Genomic DNA, 14,698 nt, shown 5'->3' with positions numbered 1-14,698 from the left:
CTGAAGAAAATTAAATTTTATCACCATTGAAAATCGAATTTTTAACAATTGCATAATCTACATTACGAATCGCCGATAGCGTTTTGCCGCCAGCATATGAGATTGATGACTGTAGATCTTGTTCCATTTCAGTTAATGTATCGAAAATCGAACCTTTTGAGTCAACGTACATTTTTTTGCCTTCTACGTTTTTGCGCTCACCTTTTTGGAATTCTGATGCAGAACCGAAGTATTCCTTCACTTGTTTGCCATCGATTTCCACTGTTTGACCTGGTGATTCTTCATGACCTGCAAATAGTGAACCGATCATTACCATTGATGCACCGAAACGCACTGATTTTGCAATGTCGCCATGTGTACGAATACCGCCGTCCGCGATAATCGGTTTTGAAGCCGCTTTTGCACACCAGCGAAGTGCCGCTAACTGCCAGCCACCTGTACCAAAGCCAGTTTTAATTTTCGTAATACATACTTTACCTGGACCAATCCCAACTTTTGTCGCATCAGCTCCAGCATTTTCAAGGTCACGAACTGCTTCTGGTGTACCGACATTTCCTGCAATCACAAAGCTGTTTGGTAAATGTTTTTTAATATGGCCGATCATTTCGATGACTTGGTTTGAATGACCATGTGCGATATCGATCGTAATATAGTCCGGTACAAGCTGAGCATCTTTCAGTTCTTCGATAAATGTATATTCCTCATCTTTTACACCAACAGAAATTGAGGCAATATATCCTTTACTTTGCATATCGCGAATAAATTGCGCACGCTTTTCAGGCTGGAAACGGTGCATAATATAGAAATAGCCTTGTGCAGCTAATTTTTCTGCTAATTGCTCATCAATAATTGTTTGCATATTTGCCGGAACTACCGGAAGTTTAAATGTATGATTTCCCAAAGTAACGGTTGCATCGCATTCTGTACGACTTTTCACTATGCACTTTGCAGGAATTAATTGAATATCTTCATAATCAAAAACTGTATCTATCATTTCACTACACTCCTAAATACGAACATTTTTCGTGTTTTTTATAATAATCATTCGACATCTGTTACTTTACAAAACAATGAAAACGTTGTCAACCATAAAACGAATATTTTATTTTAATTTAATATAAACGTTCGGTTTTTAAGAGAATTTAATAAAATATTCCGTTGTAAACCACTTAAATATTAATTTTGCCCTTATTTTTAAATAACTATTGTCCACTGACTCATCATAATGTTTTAATAGAATTATTGAAAAGGAGTCGATGAATTGATGTTAGAGAAATGGTTGAACGTTCAGAAATAATATTGAGCCAAAAATTGTGCTCAATAATCAATCATTATTGGAGCTGAAAACATTGGAACATTTATTAAAGTGCATGAAAATCATCGGAGACGATACAATCCAACGTACACAATTAACACATCGTATTGAACTGGTAAAAACCTTTCAAGTAAAAAAAGGCATGAAGGTACTGGAAATCGGGTGCGGTCAGGGTGATACTACAGTCGTACTGGCGGATGCCGTCGGAGAAACAGGACAGATTGTTGCAATCGATATCGCATCTCCTGAATACGGTGCACCAATTACATTAGGCGAAGCAGCGGAAACTATTTCACAATCGCCTTTAGGACAGCGAATCGACTTCCACTTTGAAACGGACTTTTTGCAAATGGCGTTCGACGAAAAATTTGATGTTATCGTTCTATCCCATTGTTCATGGTATTTCGAAAGTATCGAACTGTTAAAAAATTATTTGCAAAAAATCAAGCAAGTCGCTGACCGGATCTGTTTTGCTGAGTGGGACATCGATTATACATTGGAGCCCCAGCGTGCCCATTTTTGCGCAGCCAATATTGCGTTGCTTTATACAGCTTTTACAGAAAATGATGGGAATATCCAGAATCTCTTTCATAAAACGCAAATAAAGGAACTTATGCATAGTGAAGGCTTTTCGATCAATGTTGAACAAATAGTCGATGCCAGCTATTTGCAGGACGGGCTTTGGGAAATCGACTACAGCAATTATTTGCTAAATGAATTCCCGGAGGTTCCGACCAAAATTCAGTCATTGATTCATAGTTATGCCTACTTAATGAATGAGCAAGCAAAGCCTCCTCTTTCGCTGAATAGTTTTGTACTGTGTGCTGATTTGTAAAATTAATGGTTATAAAAACAAAACAGTTTTCCTTTGATGATAGGAAAACTGTTTTTTTCATTGCTATAGATCTTAAGCAAAATGTACAAATAAATATTTTATAAAATCGTCATACCACCATCAAAAGGCTCATTTTCCCCGTTAACTAGCACATTAATTGTATCATGTTCTGAATTTCCACGATGTAATTGATAAACATACTGTTTCAATTCAGTATTACCACGATTGGTTGTATTAAATTTTATATTTAATATATTCTCTGTCACTTCAAGCTCAACTGAAACTTCTTCTGGTGAGTGGAAAACAATGTAGGTGTTCTTTTCTCCACTAGTAATCATTTGTAGGGTAGAATCAGAGTTGATGACATCTTGTACTTTGCTAGGAACACTCTCCAATTCACTAATGCTCAACTGTGAAGAATTACAAGCTGCTAAAATGATGATAGCTACTAACATTAAAGTAAATAACCTTTTCAAATACATTCCCTCGTTTCTTAGTAAACTCCCATTCATTTAACCACCTGGCTGTAAGATCGCGCTAAACCTCATAAAAGCAATATGCAACAATAAGTAATTTATTTCTTACGCTTTCGTTCTAAAAGGATAGGTGCAATATTGAGAAAGATTGAAACAATCGTCAAAAACCATAATGCCCTTTCCATAGTGGGTACTACATCTTCTAACGCTGCCCAATCTTTCACTTCCACCCAATCCGCTACAAGACTGTATTCTGCACAAAGTGTTAATGCTGTAAATGATAACCCTATTGCCATCGCAAGTTTGTAATCTTTACCTGTCATATACATATACAGATTTATAAAAGTTGCTACTATTGCAATAATACCTATTGCTAACCACATTATGATGCCTCCATAATTCATAATAGTAACTCTCTCTTCAATTAAAAGTTATTATGGTTCGCTAATTCCCATGGCTAATAATAAAAGAAATGCAACAGCTAAAACGGCCAGATTTGCGATGATTCCTATCAAACCGATTAATAATTTGCTCATGCGCCCCTTCGATATCCATGACGAGAATCCAGCAGTTATAAGACCAATAAATGATAAAACGGTTAACACCGTAATGATACGATAAATATCAGCTTCCGGTCCCCGTACAGAAAAGAAATAAATAATACTAACGATTACCGGTAATTGAGAAAAAACCCCTAGAGTTACCCCAACCTTTCCTTTATTCAAATAAATTCTCCTCCAATAGCTGGCTTTGTTTGTTAAACAATTTCACGAAGACTATTATTTTAAATTTTTAAATATATAATGCAGCGTTGTTGTACGTTTAACTGAAATGCATACTCATGGCACTACGTGGCAAACTAACATCATGGAGGTGTATATAGTGAGTAATAACAATAAAAGCACTCGCAGCACTAGTGATGAGCAAGCAGTACGAAAGAATTTATCAAAGGAGCTTGACCACGAACTTGCCAACGAACCTTTGACAGCTGCAGAGAGACTGAACAATAAGAAAACGAAAAAGCGGCAATAGCAGCATGCCCCCATTTAAAGTAAGTTTAAGTTGGGGGCAAATTGATGTTTACAATAAAAAAGTTTTACTAATAAAACACACACACGTCATTCGCCAAGGCTTTCATCTATACTATCCCTCTTCTGTTTATCACCAAAATATTTCCAAAGATGGTATGTAGACCAAAATAATGTCGGAAAAATAAGAATTGAAAGTGTTGAAACATTCGGTTTTTCAAGAACATTCTTAGGGGTAAAATAAACGTATAAGACCATAGTGATTAGGAATGGCATCAATAGGATCCAGTAACGTTTGTCTTTAAAAGTATTAAAACTCCCCATATTCCCCCTCCTCCCTCAACATGTGATGATTCAAATAAACTGCCCGTTAGGTTTAACATTAGGTATCTCTGTTACTTCTCATCTTGCGTTTACCAAAATAATACCATATTTTTCGTAGAATTCCTTTAGGCAACAGATGTTTCAAAGAAAAGGATGCTATTCTCCCAATTCTTTTCCTGTCCAGATTACGGTTCGTTTCGCAAACTTTAAATCTTAAATACAACTACCTTTCCACAGTTCCGGTACTATGGTTGTTCATTGAAGAACATGCACTTCTTTAATTTATCCATATAACAGAGCGTACATCTTTATAGATTAACGCTCTGTAAGTTTAAGTAATTTTTCAACAACCTTCATTTATCTCGCAAAATTATTTTACAGCTTTCCAAATTGTCCAACGATCTTTTTCCACTATATTTTCTTCATTTGTAATGGCTTTATCTATATAAGAAATCAATGCACTTAATTCGTCATCATCTAATTCGTGCAAAATACTTCTTCCTGTTCTTTCACCCAGGTCGTTTAATAATTCCTCTTTATTTTTATGAACTTTTCTTGTTTCCCAAAGCTTAACTTCTTGAATCTCTTTAAACCCAACATCCGAAAGTGTTTTTAATACAAATTCGCTATCGTATCTGCGCTTTGTCTCTTTCTCGATCAATTGTGGAAATCGTTCAAAGAAATATCCTCTAATATGATGTTCATTCCCTTTTAATAAGCAGTCTTCAGGTGTACGATCTTGAACAATAAAGATTCCTTTGTTTTCCAATAATCGATAGGCCTCTTCAAAACAGTTCTGCAAATCATTGATATGGTGTATTAACGCTCTTTCAAGAATTAGGTTATAATCATTACTTTCTAAGCCGGTATTCAGCGCATTACCTTGCTTAAATGATATATTCGGATATTCTTTGCAATTCTCCCTCGCACCTTTAAGTATTTCTTCGGAAAAATCAACCCCTGTGACAGAAGCTACTTCCATTTCAGCTAATGCCTTTGAATAAATACCCCCACCACATCCTATATCCAACGCCTTAGAGATATTATCCAACGGTATCAAATCCGTTATTGCATTAACCCATGAATCATCTGCTTTTCTAGTTGTATAAGTATTACGGCTTTTTTCATTATGAAAATCAATCCCCATAGTAGATCCTCCCCGTACTATCCTAAATTTACTTAATTTTATAATGTACGCTTTTCCAATAACCGAATTAATAGAAGATATTCTTATTTTTTTATCAATTTCTGATATTTACTATGTCCATCCGTAACACCAATAAATTCAAATCCATTGCCTACATAAAAATTATTTAATTTAACATTAGCTGCAACACAATCTAACTTAAGCAATTCCTTATCACTCACATATTCTTGTATCCACATTAAAATACTTTTACCAATACCTTTATTCATATAAGCAGGAACTATTGCAAGTCTATGCAAATAAAGCGAGGATAAAGTAGTGTCATTCCCCCATAATTGTTTATCCCATTCACTTTGTTTCGATGATAATGAAAAAGTTGCGATTATCTCCTTATCCTTCAATACGATGTACGTTTCTTGATTAACTATAGCTTGCTTGATCTCTTCATCATCACCACCATCCAATAAATACTGCCATTGATTTATATCATGCTCCTTCATCCATTGTGCTAACTGCTTTAACATTTTTATTATTACGCTACTATCTTCAATTGCTGCAATTTTGACTTCGAAACCTTCAACATTACCCATGCCTTTTTTAACTCCTCATAAATAATTTTTTTGACAGTATTAAATTCTACAAAACACTACTATAAACCTGCCTTACCGATCTTCTCAACGCAGTACTTCGCTAGGTTTGTTCCAAAACCCGTATACAGGATTAATTACTCTTATTTTATAATTTACTTGAAAATGTTAAAATTGAATTATAAGAAAGGAGAAGGGTTCCTTGAATAAAAATAAATTTAATATGGCTATTGCAATAGTTGGAAGCATTCTTATTCTAACTATTGGCGGTGTACTGTTTAACCAAATTTATAAGAATCATCAGGCAAATGAGCTTATTATTGAGAAGTGCTTTGAAAACTTCGATAAAGTAGATGAAGTGGTGATAAAGAAGGATGGATTTTGGTCTCCAGTTATTTGCGTAAAAAAATAGCATAAAAAGAAATTATTTAAAATCTTTTTATGCAATCCATTACATATTTTCTTATTGGTCTTTAAATAGTGGAAAACGCTGTTTGCTACTGCCTTTTTCGCTCTAAAAATATCGGTGCTATATTTAGTAATATAGAAACAGTTGTTAAAAACCATAGCACCTTCTCAAAATTGGGTACTTCCCATAAAGCTGGCCAATCTTCGTTTTTTATCCAATATGAAACTAGACTGTATTCTGTACAAAGGGTCAACGCTGTAAATGATAATCCCATGGCCATCGCAAGTTTGTAATCTTTACCTTTTATAAACATATACAGGTTTAAAAAAGTTGCTACGATTGCAATAAGACCTATTAATAACCACATCATGATGCCTCCAAACCATTATACTTTCATTTCCATTATATTCATAAATTGTAAGTTTGTGGTTCCTTTTATTCCTTAATTAATATCCTGTTAATTGAAAGAGTTAGAAAACTATAGATGTGGAAATAATTATAAATAAAGTTAAACAAGCACTCCAAACACAGCCTAAAATTTTTTGATTATGTATATTTTTCCCTTGATGTAATTTTTCTAAGAGCTGAACCAAATTAATAAACCATAAGATCGAGAATAATAAAGCCCCTATCAGATAGAAAATTTCCACATTAACACCATCCTTTACGATAAATTTAGCGCTTATCCTGATAGTAATCTTCAATTTTCAGAGCCTTTCGACTATTTTCCCATTATCATTCTGCTGCCCTGAGATGATTAACTATGCCAGTTTTTGATTAACAAAGACTCCATAATTAAAAGAACTCGTATAACCCTTTTACAAAATAATCGTACTCATTATCATTAATGATTTTGTCCCCATACCCTTCAAAGAATATTTGTTTATCTATTTCATCCTCAAAGGCATTGGGTTTAGGGCGAATAGCTAATGCTACGTCAAATCTTGGGTCTCCGTATGCACCACCACCCCAGTCTATTACGCCTGTAATTACTCCGTTGCTGACTAAAACATTATCAATCGTAAAATCTCCGTGTATGAGTGTTTGATTGTATTCTTTCGGTTTAAAAGATTTAATTTTTCCCAATAATTCTCCAGTACCGTCCACAGTATATTTTTTTAAATTAAGTCCTGCCTGGCACAGCTTCTCATCTAGCCAAGGGCGTTCACTTATTAGTTCAGAAGGACAAGGTGTTGAATGAATTTGCCGCAAAATATTACCAAAGTTATATATTATTTCGTGTCGTTTTCCTTTACTTTTTTCGTTATATAAAGCGGCTCTAACAGTTTCCCCTTCTAGAAACTCAATAAGAGCCCAAGATTCCTTTTCGGATACTTGTTCAACGAAACTCTTCACCTTTGGGATAGGTAATTTTGTTTTTTGAGTCAAACAGTTAAGTACTGTCACCTCTCGATTTAGTAAAGCACAATTTAACTCTCCCTTTGTCCTCTTGAGTGCATAGATCTCTTGATTATTTTCAATTAAACCAACATTGGAACTATGTCCTTGTCGCGGGAAACTAATGGAATTAATCTTGTTAAGGTATTCCTGTATTTCTCTTGGAATCTCTTCAATTCGAATTGGCAGCAATAGTACACCTCCTCTAGTAATCTCTTAAAAGCCGATTTCCACCCACTTGACCTTAAATGAAAAATACGCATTTCTTATTAAAAAATGCGCTCAATAATTGTAGATATACTTTAGTTTAAAGAAGATTTAACTTTCCTTTTATATGTTGAATAATTTCATCGATACTATTTTTTTCAGTATCTATATACTCTCCAAAATCGTATTGATTGTAGGCAGCTAAGCATTTATCGGTTTGTTGAAAACACCAGTTGCCTTCTTCCTCTCCACGTTCTATTAACCTTTCGTATATTGTCTCTTTACTTGCATTGAGACAAAAATGATAGGTTTGTTCATCAATCCTTTTAAACCCTTTGTAAATATAGTGAAAGTATTCTATTTCCCTGATCGTCATTGGCACGATTAAATTGATTTCATATTTAGTAATCAACTTCTTTCCCATATCAACCGTTAACTCTTTCCATAAATCTAAATCTTGAAAGTTTCCTGTAGCGGATTCTGTCCTTTTTATATCAATTGGAATAACATTTCTTAACATATAGCCTATTTCTTCAGGATCATATAACATACTATTTTCAATTTCGTTCAGGAGCCGATTTGCAATTGTAGTTTTGCCTACACCAAATGCTCCATTTATCATTATAATCAAAATACCATCTCTCCTGTTGACCAATTAACCTTCGACAAGACTATCCAATGCTTCTTGTATTTCTTTTTCGAAGAGTAGATTATCTGAATTTAAATTTCCTCCATGTACATAAAATATTAAGATGCTTTGTTTTTCAAATTGACTGGTTCAAACCACTCATTTACCTTGTTATTAATATATTTATTAAATCATCTATAGTTCCAATAACTATCTCCACTTCAGGTAAATGATAAAATGTACTTGTAGTTTCAAAATTATTTACTTCTTCATTCGGTGAGTAAAGATATATTTTTTTGCCATGTCCGAGAGCTATCCCAAGTTCTATGTGGCTTCCCTTTCCAGCAGGCAGTATGACTACTATAAAATCAGCATCAATTATAGCCGCCTTCTCTTGTTTACCTATTTCTCTTAAGTCAGTTAATGAGGCAGCTCTTTCATTTATTGTCCAATCATATGTATGTAGGTATCCATTACTCTTTAATTTTTCACTAACATATCTAACCTTATCCTTATTCGTAAAACTTGATGCAATATAAAATTCCATGTCTTTCCTCCGTTTAAAATCCAGAAAAATTCATTGTGAAAAAAGAATGTACTTTTGGTTTATAAAAAGGCTGTTTTCGTAAAGTCTGCAGTTTATGCGTAGTAGAATTACCTTGGTAAGTTCTGTAAAATAAGTATATAACAAATGTTTAAAGGAGTTGAATGAATAAATGAAAAAAATAATGGTTCCATTATTAGTTTATTTAATTGTTTGTATAATTGCTGCTATGCTACCTACTTCTGATGGATACAATACGATAGGTTGGAAATTGCTAATCGGCCAAATATACGCAATTCCCGTCTTAATCATTGCCTTTTTAATCTCATTTTTTCTGCATAGAAGACTTTCACATTAATATTTTAAAAAAATGAACAGTAATTGCTGTTCATTTTTTGATGCATCGCTACATTTTTATTTCAATATTAATGATATTATGTCAGTTTTATTGTCCCATTTAATAATCGCTACTACCTATGATCCTTTAATCTAATTAGAACATCCTTTTAATAATGAAAACATACCATTTTCATCCAATGAAATAGTACCCCCCTACATTATCAAGAGAAAGTTCTAATTCCTCAGGCATTGGCTCAGTGCCTAAATATCTTATATAACTATAGTTACTAAAAACTTTCCTGTTAAAACAATTCTGCTCGGAAATATTGCCAAAGCGTCGTTTGACAATAAAATAAAAATAAGACCCTTGAGTAATTGGTATTTTTAAAGTAAAAGTTGTTATTCTTCAGAGTCACTAAAAGGATATACATACATATCAATACCAATGGATGCATTGATGGCAGATGCAAACCTACTAAACTCAGGGGAGATTACTAATCCTGGTGTATAACCATTTATCATTGTTATCACTAATTGAATTTGTATATTCAAATTCAATTCTTCTTTTAATCGGTTAATTGTAACTGTTTTGTACTGGAAAACATTTAAAATGGGAAGTAAAACATCATCTGAATCAAATGTTTCTAATGTTTCCGTTTCGAATTGCCACGATGTAAATGAACGCGTACGTACATCATTTATTCTTTCACCCATCCGATATATTGTTGTTGGCTGTACACCTAACATATCTGTTATTACTTCAACAGGAAAATCGTCAACATCATCCTTACCAGTAAAACTAATGTATGCATATAAACTTGTTTTCTCCATACAGCCCTCCAAAGGTTGGTAAAAAACCAACAAAGCGGTGTTTATTTTAAAAAATTTACGTTGTGAATATACAGTTCTGATGCTATTCCAATTAGATTCAATCCCTTGAACTTCCTATTGGTTGAAAGATTTTACCATCTGTTGTTTGTACTTTCAAAGATTCGTTTATTTCATTAAGACCTATTTGTATAAAAGGAACTTTATCATCATCCCCTCCATCTACAAATTTCAAAACAATTTCCGTAGAGCCCCATTTGCTTACACTTTCTACTTCAATCTCCTTCCCAAGATATTTTTCCCCTAACAGTAAAGTAATTGCTTTACTTCCTTCAGAGATAGTGGAAATTCGATAACCTTCTGTTTCTACAGGAGCAGCACTTGCCTGTTCAATAATCCAATATCCATCTTGTGAAAATATAGATATCCCAATTGTTGCAAAAAATATAATAGGTAAAAGCAATAAACTGATTTTATCTTTTTTATTAATAGGTTGTGATTTAATCTTAGGGATTAATAAAGGTAAAAGCAATGTCCCTACAATACTAACAATAAGAAAGCCAACTGCTAGAAATAAATAACCCATCCCCTCGAATCCTCCAACCAGAAATAGGCTGTAAACAACAATCATTCCTGAAAACAGAAAAGTGATGACCGGTGCCAAATAATATTTGCCGCTCCATTTTGAAGCAATAAAAACAAACGCAAAAAATAGGATACCTAAAAACAATCCAACCAACATGATTAAATAGGCCATGCTAGCACCTCCATTTATAAAAATAACTTCAACACTTTTTCTAAAAATAAAATAATCACCAAATCAGTCACCAGGGATATCCAGATCCATTTTTTATTAAAGAAAGTAAATGTAAATACCAGTAAAAATATGGAAGCTGGTATGTAAAATAAAAAGATTCCTGATCTGAAATACTCTAGCAATGATGTTACAGACTCCGCATCATAATATTTAAAGCTGGAGTAAACAATATAAAACAAAATTAACGCTCTTACAGTAATCAGTAATAACTTTAATCCATTATTAAACTGCACTAATTTTTTTAAGGGCTTTAACTCCACATTCTCTGAGTAATCGTGCATTGGCATAGTTTTATTAAAGTTCTCTGTACTATCATATAATATTTTGCAATCTTCACAGTTTGTGATATGTTCTAAAATAACCTGTCTCGGTTCATCATCAAGGTCGTTAATTATGGGAATCAACTCCAGAGATAAAAGATGTATTTTTTTAAAAGAATCCATAGAATTACCTCACTTTAATTATTCTTTTCCTCATTCTGAACACTATCGATTTAATTGTAGATACTGGTATATTTAAAAGATTGCTAATTTCATTGTAGTCATAACCATAATATTCTTTTGCTATAATAATTGCTTTTTCAGAAGTGGATAGCTTTCCTAAAATTGTTTCCAATTCGTTGTTTATTGTTGCACTTACTTCTGGCGTATAATTATCAATCAATAACGTTTCTATAATATTCTCATCTTGAAGCAACTCAGGCTTCTTCTTTTTATAATAATCAAGTAGTGTGTTTTTAACCCCTGTTATTAACCAACTCCTCATATACTTAACTTCTGTAACTACTGAAGGTGAAACTAAAATTTTTGTAAAAAAATCTTGAATAATATCATCAGCAATTACGTCACTTTTGGTTAGACCTATTAAAAAGTTTCTTAAGTACGCATAGTGCTCATTGTATATTTCTTCAATCAGAACTAATGGATTCAATTTAGACATTTTTTTAATCTCCCTGAATCATTTTCCCTTCAAAAGTGAGACGACTAGGCAACTTCTAAAGTTGCTTTTATTTTCTTTATTTAACAAATTGTGTTATCTGAAACGCAAATCACCCATTATATCTTAATATAATTATTTGTTAAATTAGAATAATGCGTAAATACCAATGAACCTTTTGACTTACAGAGACTAAAAAGAAGTCGGTATATTAACACGTGAAAGGCTGAGATTGGTTGGGTAAAAACCGTTTTTTTGATTGTGCCAAATGTTGATTGCATTGAGGGATTCTCTATCATTTTATAAATAGCAAAAGGCGCAAGGATATTCGAATATCCTTGCACCCATCTCCTTAACCGCAAATAGTTCAGTTAATTTACAACAAAAACATAATGTATATGTATAAAATTTCATACGGCATTTATTGTATAGCACAGTCCATTATTTCCTGATAAAGCCCATTCCATTTTGGATAATAGTCGGAAATACCATTAGGGTTTATAAAAATACGTCGGGTAGATTCATATTTACCTTCAAATGGTAACAATTTTGTGATATTCATTTTGTAGAAAACCTGATAACCGATTTTAGGATATGGACTGCCTTCTGTCCACATTGGATTTTCGCAATGGTCTACAATTATATGTCCCAATAACTCACATTCCCCTTCAATATAGCCCTCTTCTAAAGCTTCCCGTTTAAAGCATTCCTCTGGAGTTTCCTCTGGTTCGATGTGTCCTCCCGGAAAATCCCACCCTCGATCCTTTAAGTCGACTAGTAACAGTTGATCTTCTTGAAAACAAAAACCGTGTACACTTGTAATCAAATTAGATTGAGGAAGTAAAGTATTTTCTTCCCAAGTTAATTTAACTCTTGATTTGCCCCAATTAACATAAGTTGTAGTCATTTTTCTCCTCCATTTAAAAGCTTCTAATTTTCCACTATGAACTTTATAAATCCTTCTACATGCATCCAAACCGTCATTTTGAAACATATCTTAAAAGATTGGTTTGGCAAAGACAAGCGCGATCCTATCCAAGAATTGCGCCCAATTGAGTAAATTATAAACTTTTCTTATTATCTCTACTAATACCGCCCCAAATAAGTTTACTTGCCCATTTCTATCTGAAGAAAAGGTTTTAACGGTGTCCATCTTTCCTAGCTTGTATATAGCCATAATATACACAAGTACCATGGGTTGATACATCTTTCACTTCCAATCCGCAGCCCTCGTAAAATTTAAAATTGTTTGCTGAAGTGTGCGCAAACCAATCCCCATGCGGAAGTTTTTGAATACATAACTCAACAAGTTTTTTCCCTAACCCTTTGCCTTTATATTCTGTTAAAACGACTAAATCCATTATATTTGCTGCCATGATTTGATCGGATATCACTCTCACCATTGCAATCATTCTCTCATTATCCCAAACAGTAAATGCCCAAGTGGAATTTTTAAAGATGAGTGAGTATTTTTCTTTTTGCCACGATGGAATATTTTTTGCCCATCCAGCGTCTTTAAACAAGGACTCAACAAAGTCGGCTGGAATCCCATCAGTACCTTCTCTAATTACGAAACCATTAAAATATTGATACATTTGCGCTACTCCTTCCAGTGATAGGTATTACATAATGATTAGATAAGAAGGCGGTATTTTCCTCTAATTTGTTTGTAATTATTTTCAGATAGCTTCACCATGCATTTTTACCTTCATTCTAAATAAAAAACAGACGTTTTAGATTGCAATGTAACCATTTCTAAACGTCTGCTCTTTCAAATTAAGGTGCTAATAATTCTTGAATTTCTTCAAGCATTTTTCGAGCTGCTAAAATACCACCTGCTGTATTCCAAACAGCATCATTCACGCTAATAGCTTTGCCATTTTTTACTGCATTAAGATTTTGCCATAATGGATCAGCTGTCCATTCAGCTTCTGTTGCAGATGCTGAATCGTCGCCTGTTGGTAGATAAGTAAAGTAGAATAGCAAATCCCCATCCATTTGTGGAATTAATTCTTTACCGACTTCTACTGCCATTTGATTATCTTTAGTAAATAAATCCGCTTGCTCTCCTACGCGGTTAAAGCCTAATTCTTTTAAAATAACACCTGAAAATGAGTCAGTGTAATAAATTCTAGAAGTGCCTGATAAGAAACGAACGACAGATACAGATTGATTAGTTACATCACCTAAAGATTCTTTTGTTTCTTGAATTTTAGCATCATAATCCGCCAATACTTCTTCGCCTTTATCTACAGCATTAACTGCTTCTGCATATAATGTGAAATTATCTTTCCATTGTCCTGTTAATGTTTCAGCAAAAACAGTTGGCGCAATTTTACTTAAGTTTTCATAATCAGCTTCTTGACGGATTTTATTACCGATAATTAAATCTGGCTTTAACTTAGCAATCGCTTCTAAATCGATAGCTGTTTCTTGCCCTACAACTTCTACTCCATCCATTTGTTCTGCAATATGTTCATACCAAGGTTCACCTGACCATGAAGATACCGCGCCAACCGGTTTAATTCCTAAAGCAAGTAATGCTTCTGTTCCTTCATTTGTTAGTACGACAATTTTTTCAGGTGTTGATGTAATATTTGTAGAACCCATCGCATGCTCTACTGTATATGATGTAGATTTTTCCTCTGTCGGCTCAGCACTACTTGCCTCTTGGGTTTTCCCTGAATCGCTACACGCAGCCAGAACACAAACCGTTAACAATAATAAAATTCCTAAAATCTTACTCAATGACATTTTCATACTTTTCTTCCTCCGATATGTGTGTTAGTATTATTGTGCTAATACATAATTGATAATGATTATCATTTTCTAACAGTTTAAATCATATTTGACTAGGAATCTTCTGTCAACATTATTTTT

At 33.6% G+C, this 14,698-nt stretch carries 22 protein-coding genes; 4 read left to right on the top strand and 18 right to left on the bottom strand.

Going from position 1 to position 14,698, the window contains the following annotated elements; genetic code table 11:
• Positions 1-10: 10 nt before the first annotated feature.
• Positions 11-991, bottom strand: a complete 981-nt coding sequence (guaC, locus tag MHH44_RS09450) for a GMP reductase (protein ID WP_039967217.1) — start codon at positions 989-991, stop codon at positions 11-13.
• 358 nt (positions 992-1,349) lie between these two features.
• Between guaC and MHH44_RS09445 the strand changes: the two genes are divergently transcribed.
• The gene (locus MHH44_RS09445) at positions 1,350-2,150 is read left to right on the top strand and encodes an SAM-dependent methyltransferase (RefSeq protein WP_340798424.1); all 801 of its coding nucleotides are present in this window, start codon (positions 1,350-1,352) and stop codon (positions 2,148-2,150) included.
• Positions 2,151-2,248: 98 nt separating this feature from the next.
• Here MHH44_RS09445 and MHH44_RS09440 read toward each other — a convergent pair whose 3' ends face one another.
• From MHH44_RS09440 to MHH44_RS09430, 3 genes are all read right to left on the bottom strand, one after another.
• A complete protein-coding gene (locus tag MHH44_RS09440) occupies positions 2,249-2,632 on the bottom strand; it encodes a peptidylprolyl isomerase (protein WP_340799503.1) in 384 nt (127 codons plus the stop codon).
• Between the two features lie 92 nt (positions 2,633-2,724).
• The gene (locus tag MHH44_RS09435; RefSeq protein WP_339264469.1) at positions 2,725-3,009 is read right to left on the bottom strand and encodes a hypothetical protein; all 285 of its coding nucleotides are present in this window, start codon (positions 3,007-3,009) and stop codon (positions 2,725-2,727) included.
• A 51-nt stretch (positions 3,010-3,060) separates the two neighbouring features.
• The gene (locus MHH44_RS09430) at positions 3,061-3,351 is read right to left on the bottom strand and encodes a hypothetical protein (RefSeq protein WP_340798423.1); all 291 of its coding nucleotides are present in this window, start codon (positions 3,349-3,351) and stop codon (positions 3,061-3,063) included.
• A 157-nt stretch (positions 3,352-3,508) separates the two neighbouring features.
• Here MHH44_RS09430 and sspO point away from each other — a divergent pair, with 157 nt between their 5' ends.
• Positions 3,509-3,658, top strand: a complete 150-nt coding sequence (gene sspO / locus MHH44_RS09425; protein WP_014823938.1) for a small acid-soluble spore protein O — start codon at positions 3,509-3,511, stop codon at positions 3,656-3,658.
• Between the two features lie 86 nt (positions 3,659-3,744).
• Here sspO and MHH44_RS09420 read toward each other — a convergent pair whose 3' ends face one another.
• The 3 genes from MHH44_RS09420 to MHH44_RS09410 form a co-directional block, all read right to left on the bottom strand.
• The gene (locus MHH44_RS09420) at positions 3,745-3,978 is read right to left on the bottom strand and encodes a permease (RefSeq protein WP_340798422.1); all 234 of its coding nucleotides are present in this window, start codon (positions 3,976-3,978) and stop codon (positions 3,745-3,747) included.
• A gap of 370 nt (positions 3,979-4,348) precedes the next feature.
• Positions 4,349-5,125 (bottom strand): class I SAM-dependent methyltransferase, encoded by a 777-nt coding sequence (locus MHH44_RS09415; protein WP_340798421.1) that lies wholly within the window; start codon positions 5,123-5,125, stop codon positions 4,349-4,351.
• Between the two features lie 83 nt (positions 5,126-5,208).
• The gene (locus MHH44_RS09410; RefSeq protein ID WP_340798420.1) at positions 5,209-5,715 is read right to left on the bottom strand and encodes a GNAT family N-acetyltransferase; all 507 of its coding nucleotides are present in this window, start codon (positions 5,713-5,715) and stop codon (positions 5,209-5,211) included.
• 199 nt (positions 5,716-5,914) lie between these two features.
• Between MHH44_RS09410 and MHH44_RS09405 the strand changes: the two genes are divergently transcribed.
• Entirely contained in the window at positions 5,915-6,124 is a 210-nt protein-coding gene (locus tag MHH44_RS09405; RefSeq protein WP_008407147.1) for a hypothetical protein, read from the top strand.
• Positions 6,125-6,209: 85 nt separating this feature from the next.
• Here the strand turns inward: MHH44_RS09405 and MHH44_RS09400 are convergent, their stop codons facing one another.
• The 4 genes from MHH44_RS09400 to MHH44_RS09385 all read right to left on the bottom strand — a co-directional run bounded on the left by MHH44_RS09400 (position 6,210) and on the right by MHH44_RS09385 (position 8,901).
• Positions 6,210-6,488, bottom strand: a complete 279-nt coding sequence (locus MHH44_RS09400; RefSeq protein WP_340798419.1) for a hypothetical protein — start codon at positions 6,486-6,488, stop codon at positions 6,210-6,212.
• 428 nt (positions 6,489-6,916) lie between these two features.
• Entirely contained in the window at positions 6,917-7,711 is a 795-nt protein-coding gene (locus tag MHH44_RS09395; protein ID WP_008407149.1) for an aminoglycoside phosphotransferase APH(3'), read from the bottom strand.
• 115 nt (positions 7,712-7,826) lie between these two features.
• On the bottom strand, positions 7,827-8,348 hold the full coding sequence (locus tag MHH44_RS09390; protein ID WP_340799502.1) for an AAA family ATPase: 522 nt from the start codon (positions 8,346-8,348) through the stop codon (positions 7,827-7,829).
• Between the two features lie 169 nt (positions 8,349-8,517).
• On the bottom strand, positions 8,518-8,901 hold the full coding sequence (locus MHH44_RS09385) for a nucleoside 2-deoxyribosyltransferase (RefSeq protein WP_340798418.1): 384 nt from the start codon (positions 8,899-8,901) through the stop codon (positions 8,518-8,520).
• A gap of 169 nt (positions 8,902-9,070) precedes the next feature.
• On the opposite strand from MHH44_RS09385, the gene MHH44_RS09380 reads away from it, so the two are divergent.
• Positions 9,071-9,256 carry a DUF4017 family protein gene (locus MHH44_RS09380; RefSeq protein WP_340798417.1) on the top strand — a complete coding sequence of 62 codons (186 nt, stop codon included), beginning with the start codon at positions 9,071-9,073 and terminating at the stop codon, positions 9,254-9,256.
• 380 nt (positions 9,257-9,636) lie between these two features.
• Here MHH44_RS09380 and MHH44_RS09375 read toward each other — a convergent pair whose 3' ends face one another.
• From MHH44_RS09375 to MHH44_RS09345, 7 genes are all read right to left on the bottom strand, one after another.
• Complete coding sequence (locus MHH44_RS09375; RefSeq protein WP_340798416.1) at positions 9,637-10,068, bottom strand: DUF4279 domain-containing protein; 432 nt, start codon at positions 10,066-10,068, stop codon at positions 9,637-9,639.
• Between the two features lie 97 nt (positions 10,069-10,165).
• A complete protein-coding gene (locus MHH44_RS09370) occupies positions 10,166-10,822 on the bottom strand; it encodes a hypothetical protein (protein ID WP_340798415.1) in 657 nt (218 codons plus the stop codon).
• Between the two features lie 14 nt (positions 10,823-10,836).
• Positions 10,837-11,325: a hypothetical protein gene (locus tag MHH44_RS09365; protein ID WP_340798414.1), complete on the bottom strand. Its 489-nt coding sequence runs from the start codon at positions 11,323-11,325 to the stop codon at positions 10,837-10,839.
• Between the two features lie 4 nt (positions 11,326-11,329).
• A complete protein-coding gene (locus MHH44_RS09360; RefSeq protein ID WP_340798413.1) occupies positions 11,330-11,821 on the bottom strand; it encodes an RNA polymerase sigma factor in 492 nt (163 codons plus the stop codon).
• A 418-nt stretch (positions 11,822-12,239) separates the two neighbouring features.
• A complete protein-coding gene (locus tag MHH44_RS09355; protein WP_340798412.1) occupies positions 12,240-12,725 on the bottom strand; it encodes an NUDIX hydrolase in 486 nt (161 codons plus the stop codon).
• A gap of 232 nt (positions 12,726-12,957) precedes the next feature.
• The gene (locus MHH44_RS09350; RefSeq protein WP_340798411.1) at positions 12,958-13,413 is read right to left on the bottom strand and encodes a GNAT family N-acetyltransferase; all 456 of its coding nucleotides are present in this window, start codon (positions 13,411-13,413) and stop codon (positions 12,958-12,960) included.
• 181 nt (positions 13,414-13,594) lie between these two features.
• Complete coding sequence (locus tag MHH44_RS09345; protein WP_008407177.1) at positions 13,595-14,578, bottom strand: ABC transporter substrate-binding protein; 984 nt, start codon at positions 14,576-14,578, stop codon at positions 13,595-13,597.
• Between the last annotated feature and the right edge of the window lie 120 nt (positions 14,579-14,698).

Source organism: Solibacillus sp. FSL K6-1126 (assembly GCF_038003445.1).
GTDB lineage: Bacteria > Bacillota > Bacilli > Bacillales_A > Planococcaceae > Solibacillus > Solibacillus silvestris.
The sequence above is the reverse complement of the archived record's forward strand: the minus strand, read 5'-3'. Positions and strand labels throughout refer to the sequence as shown.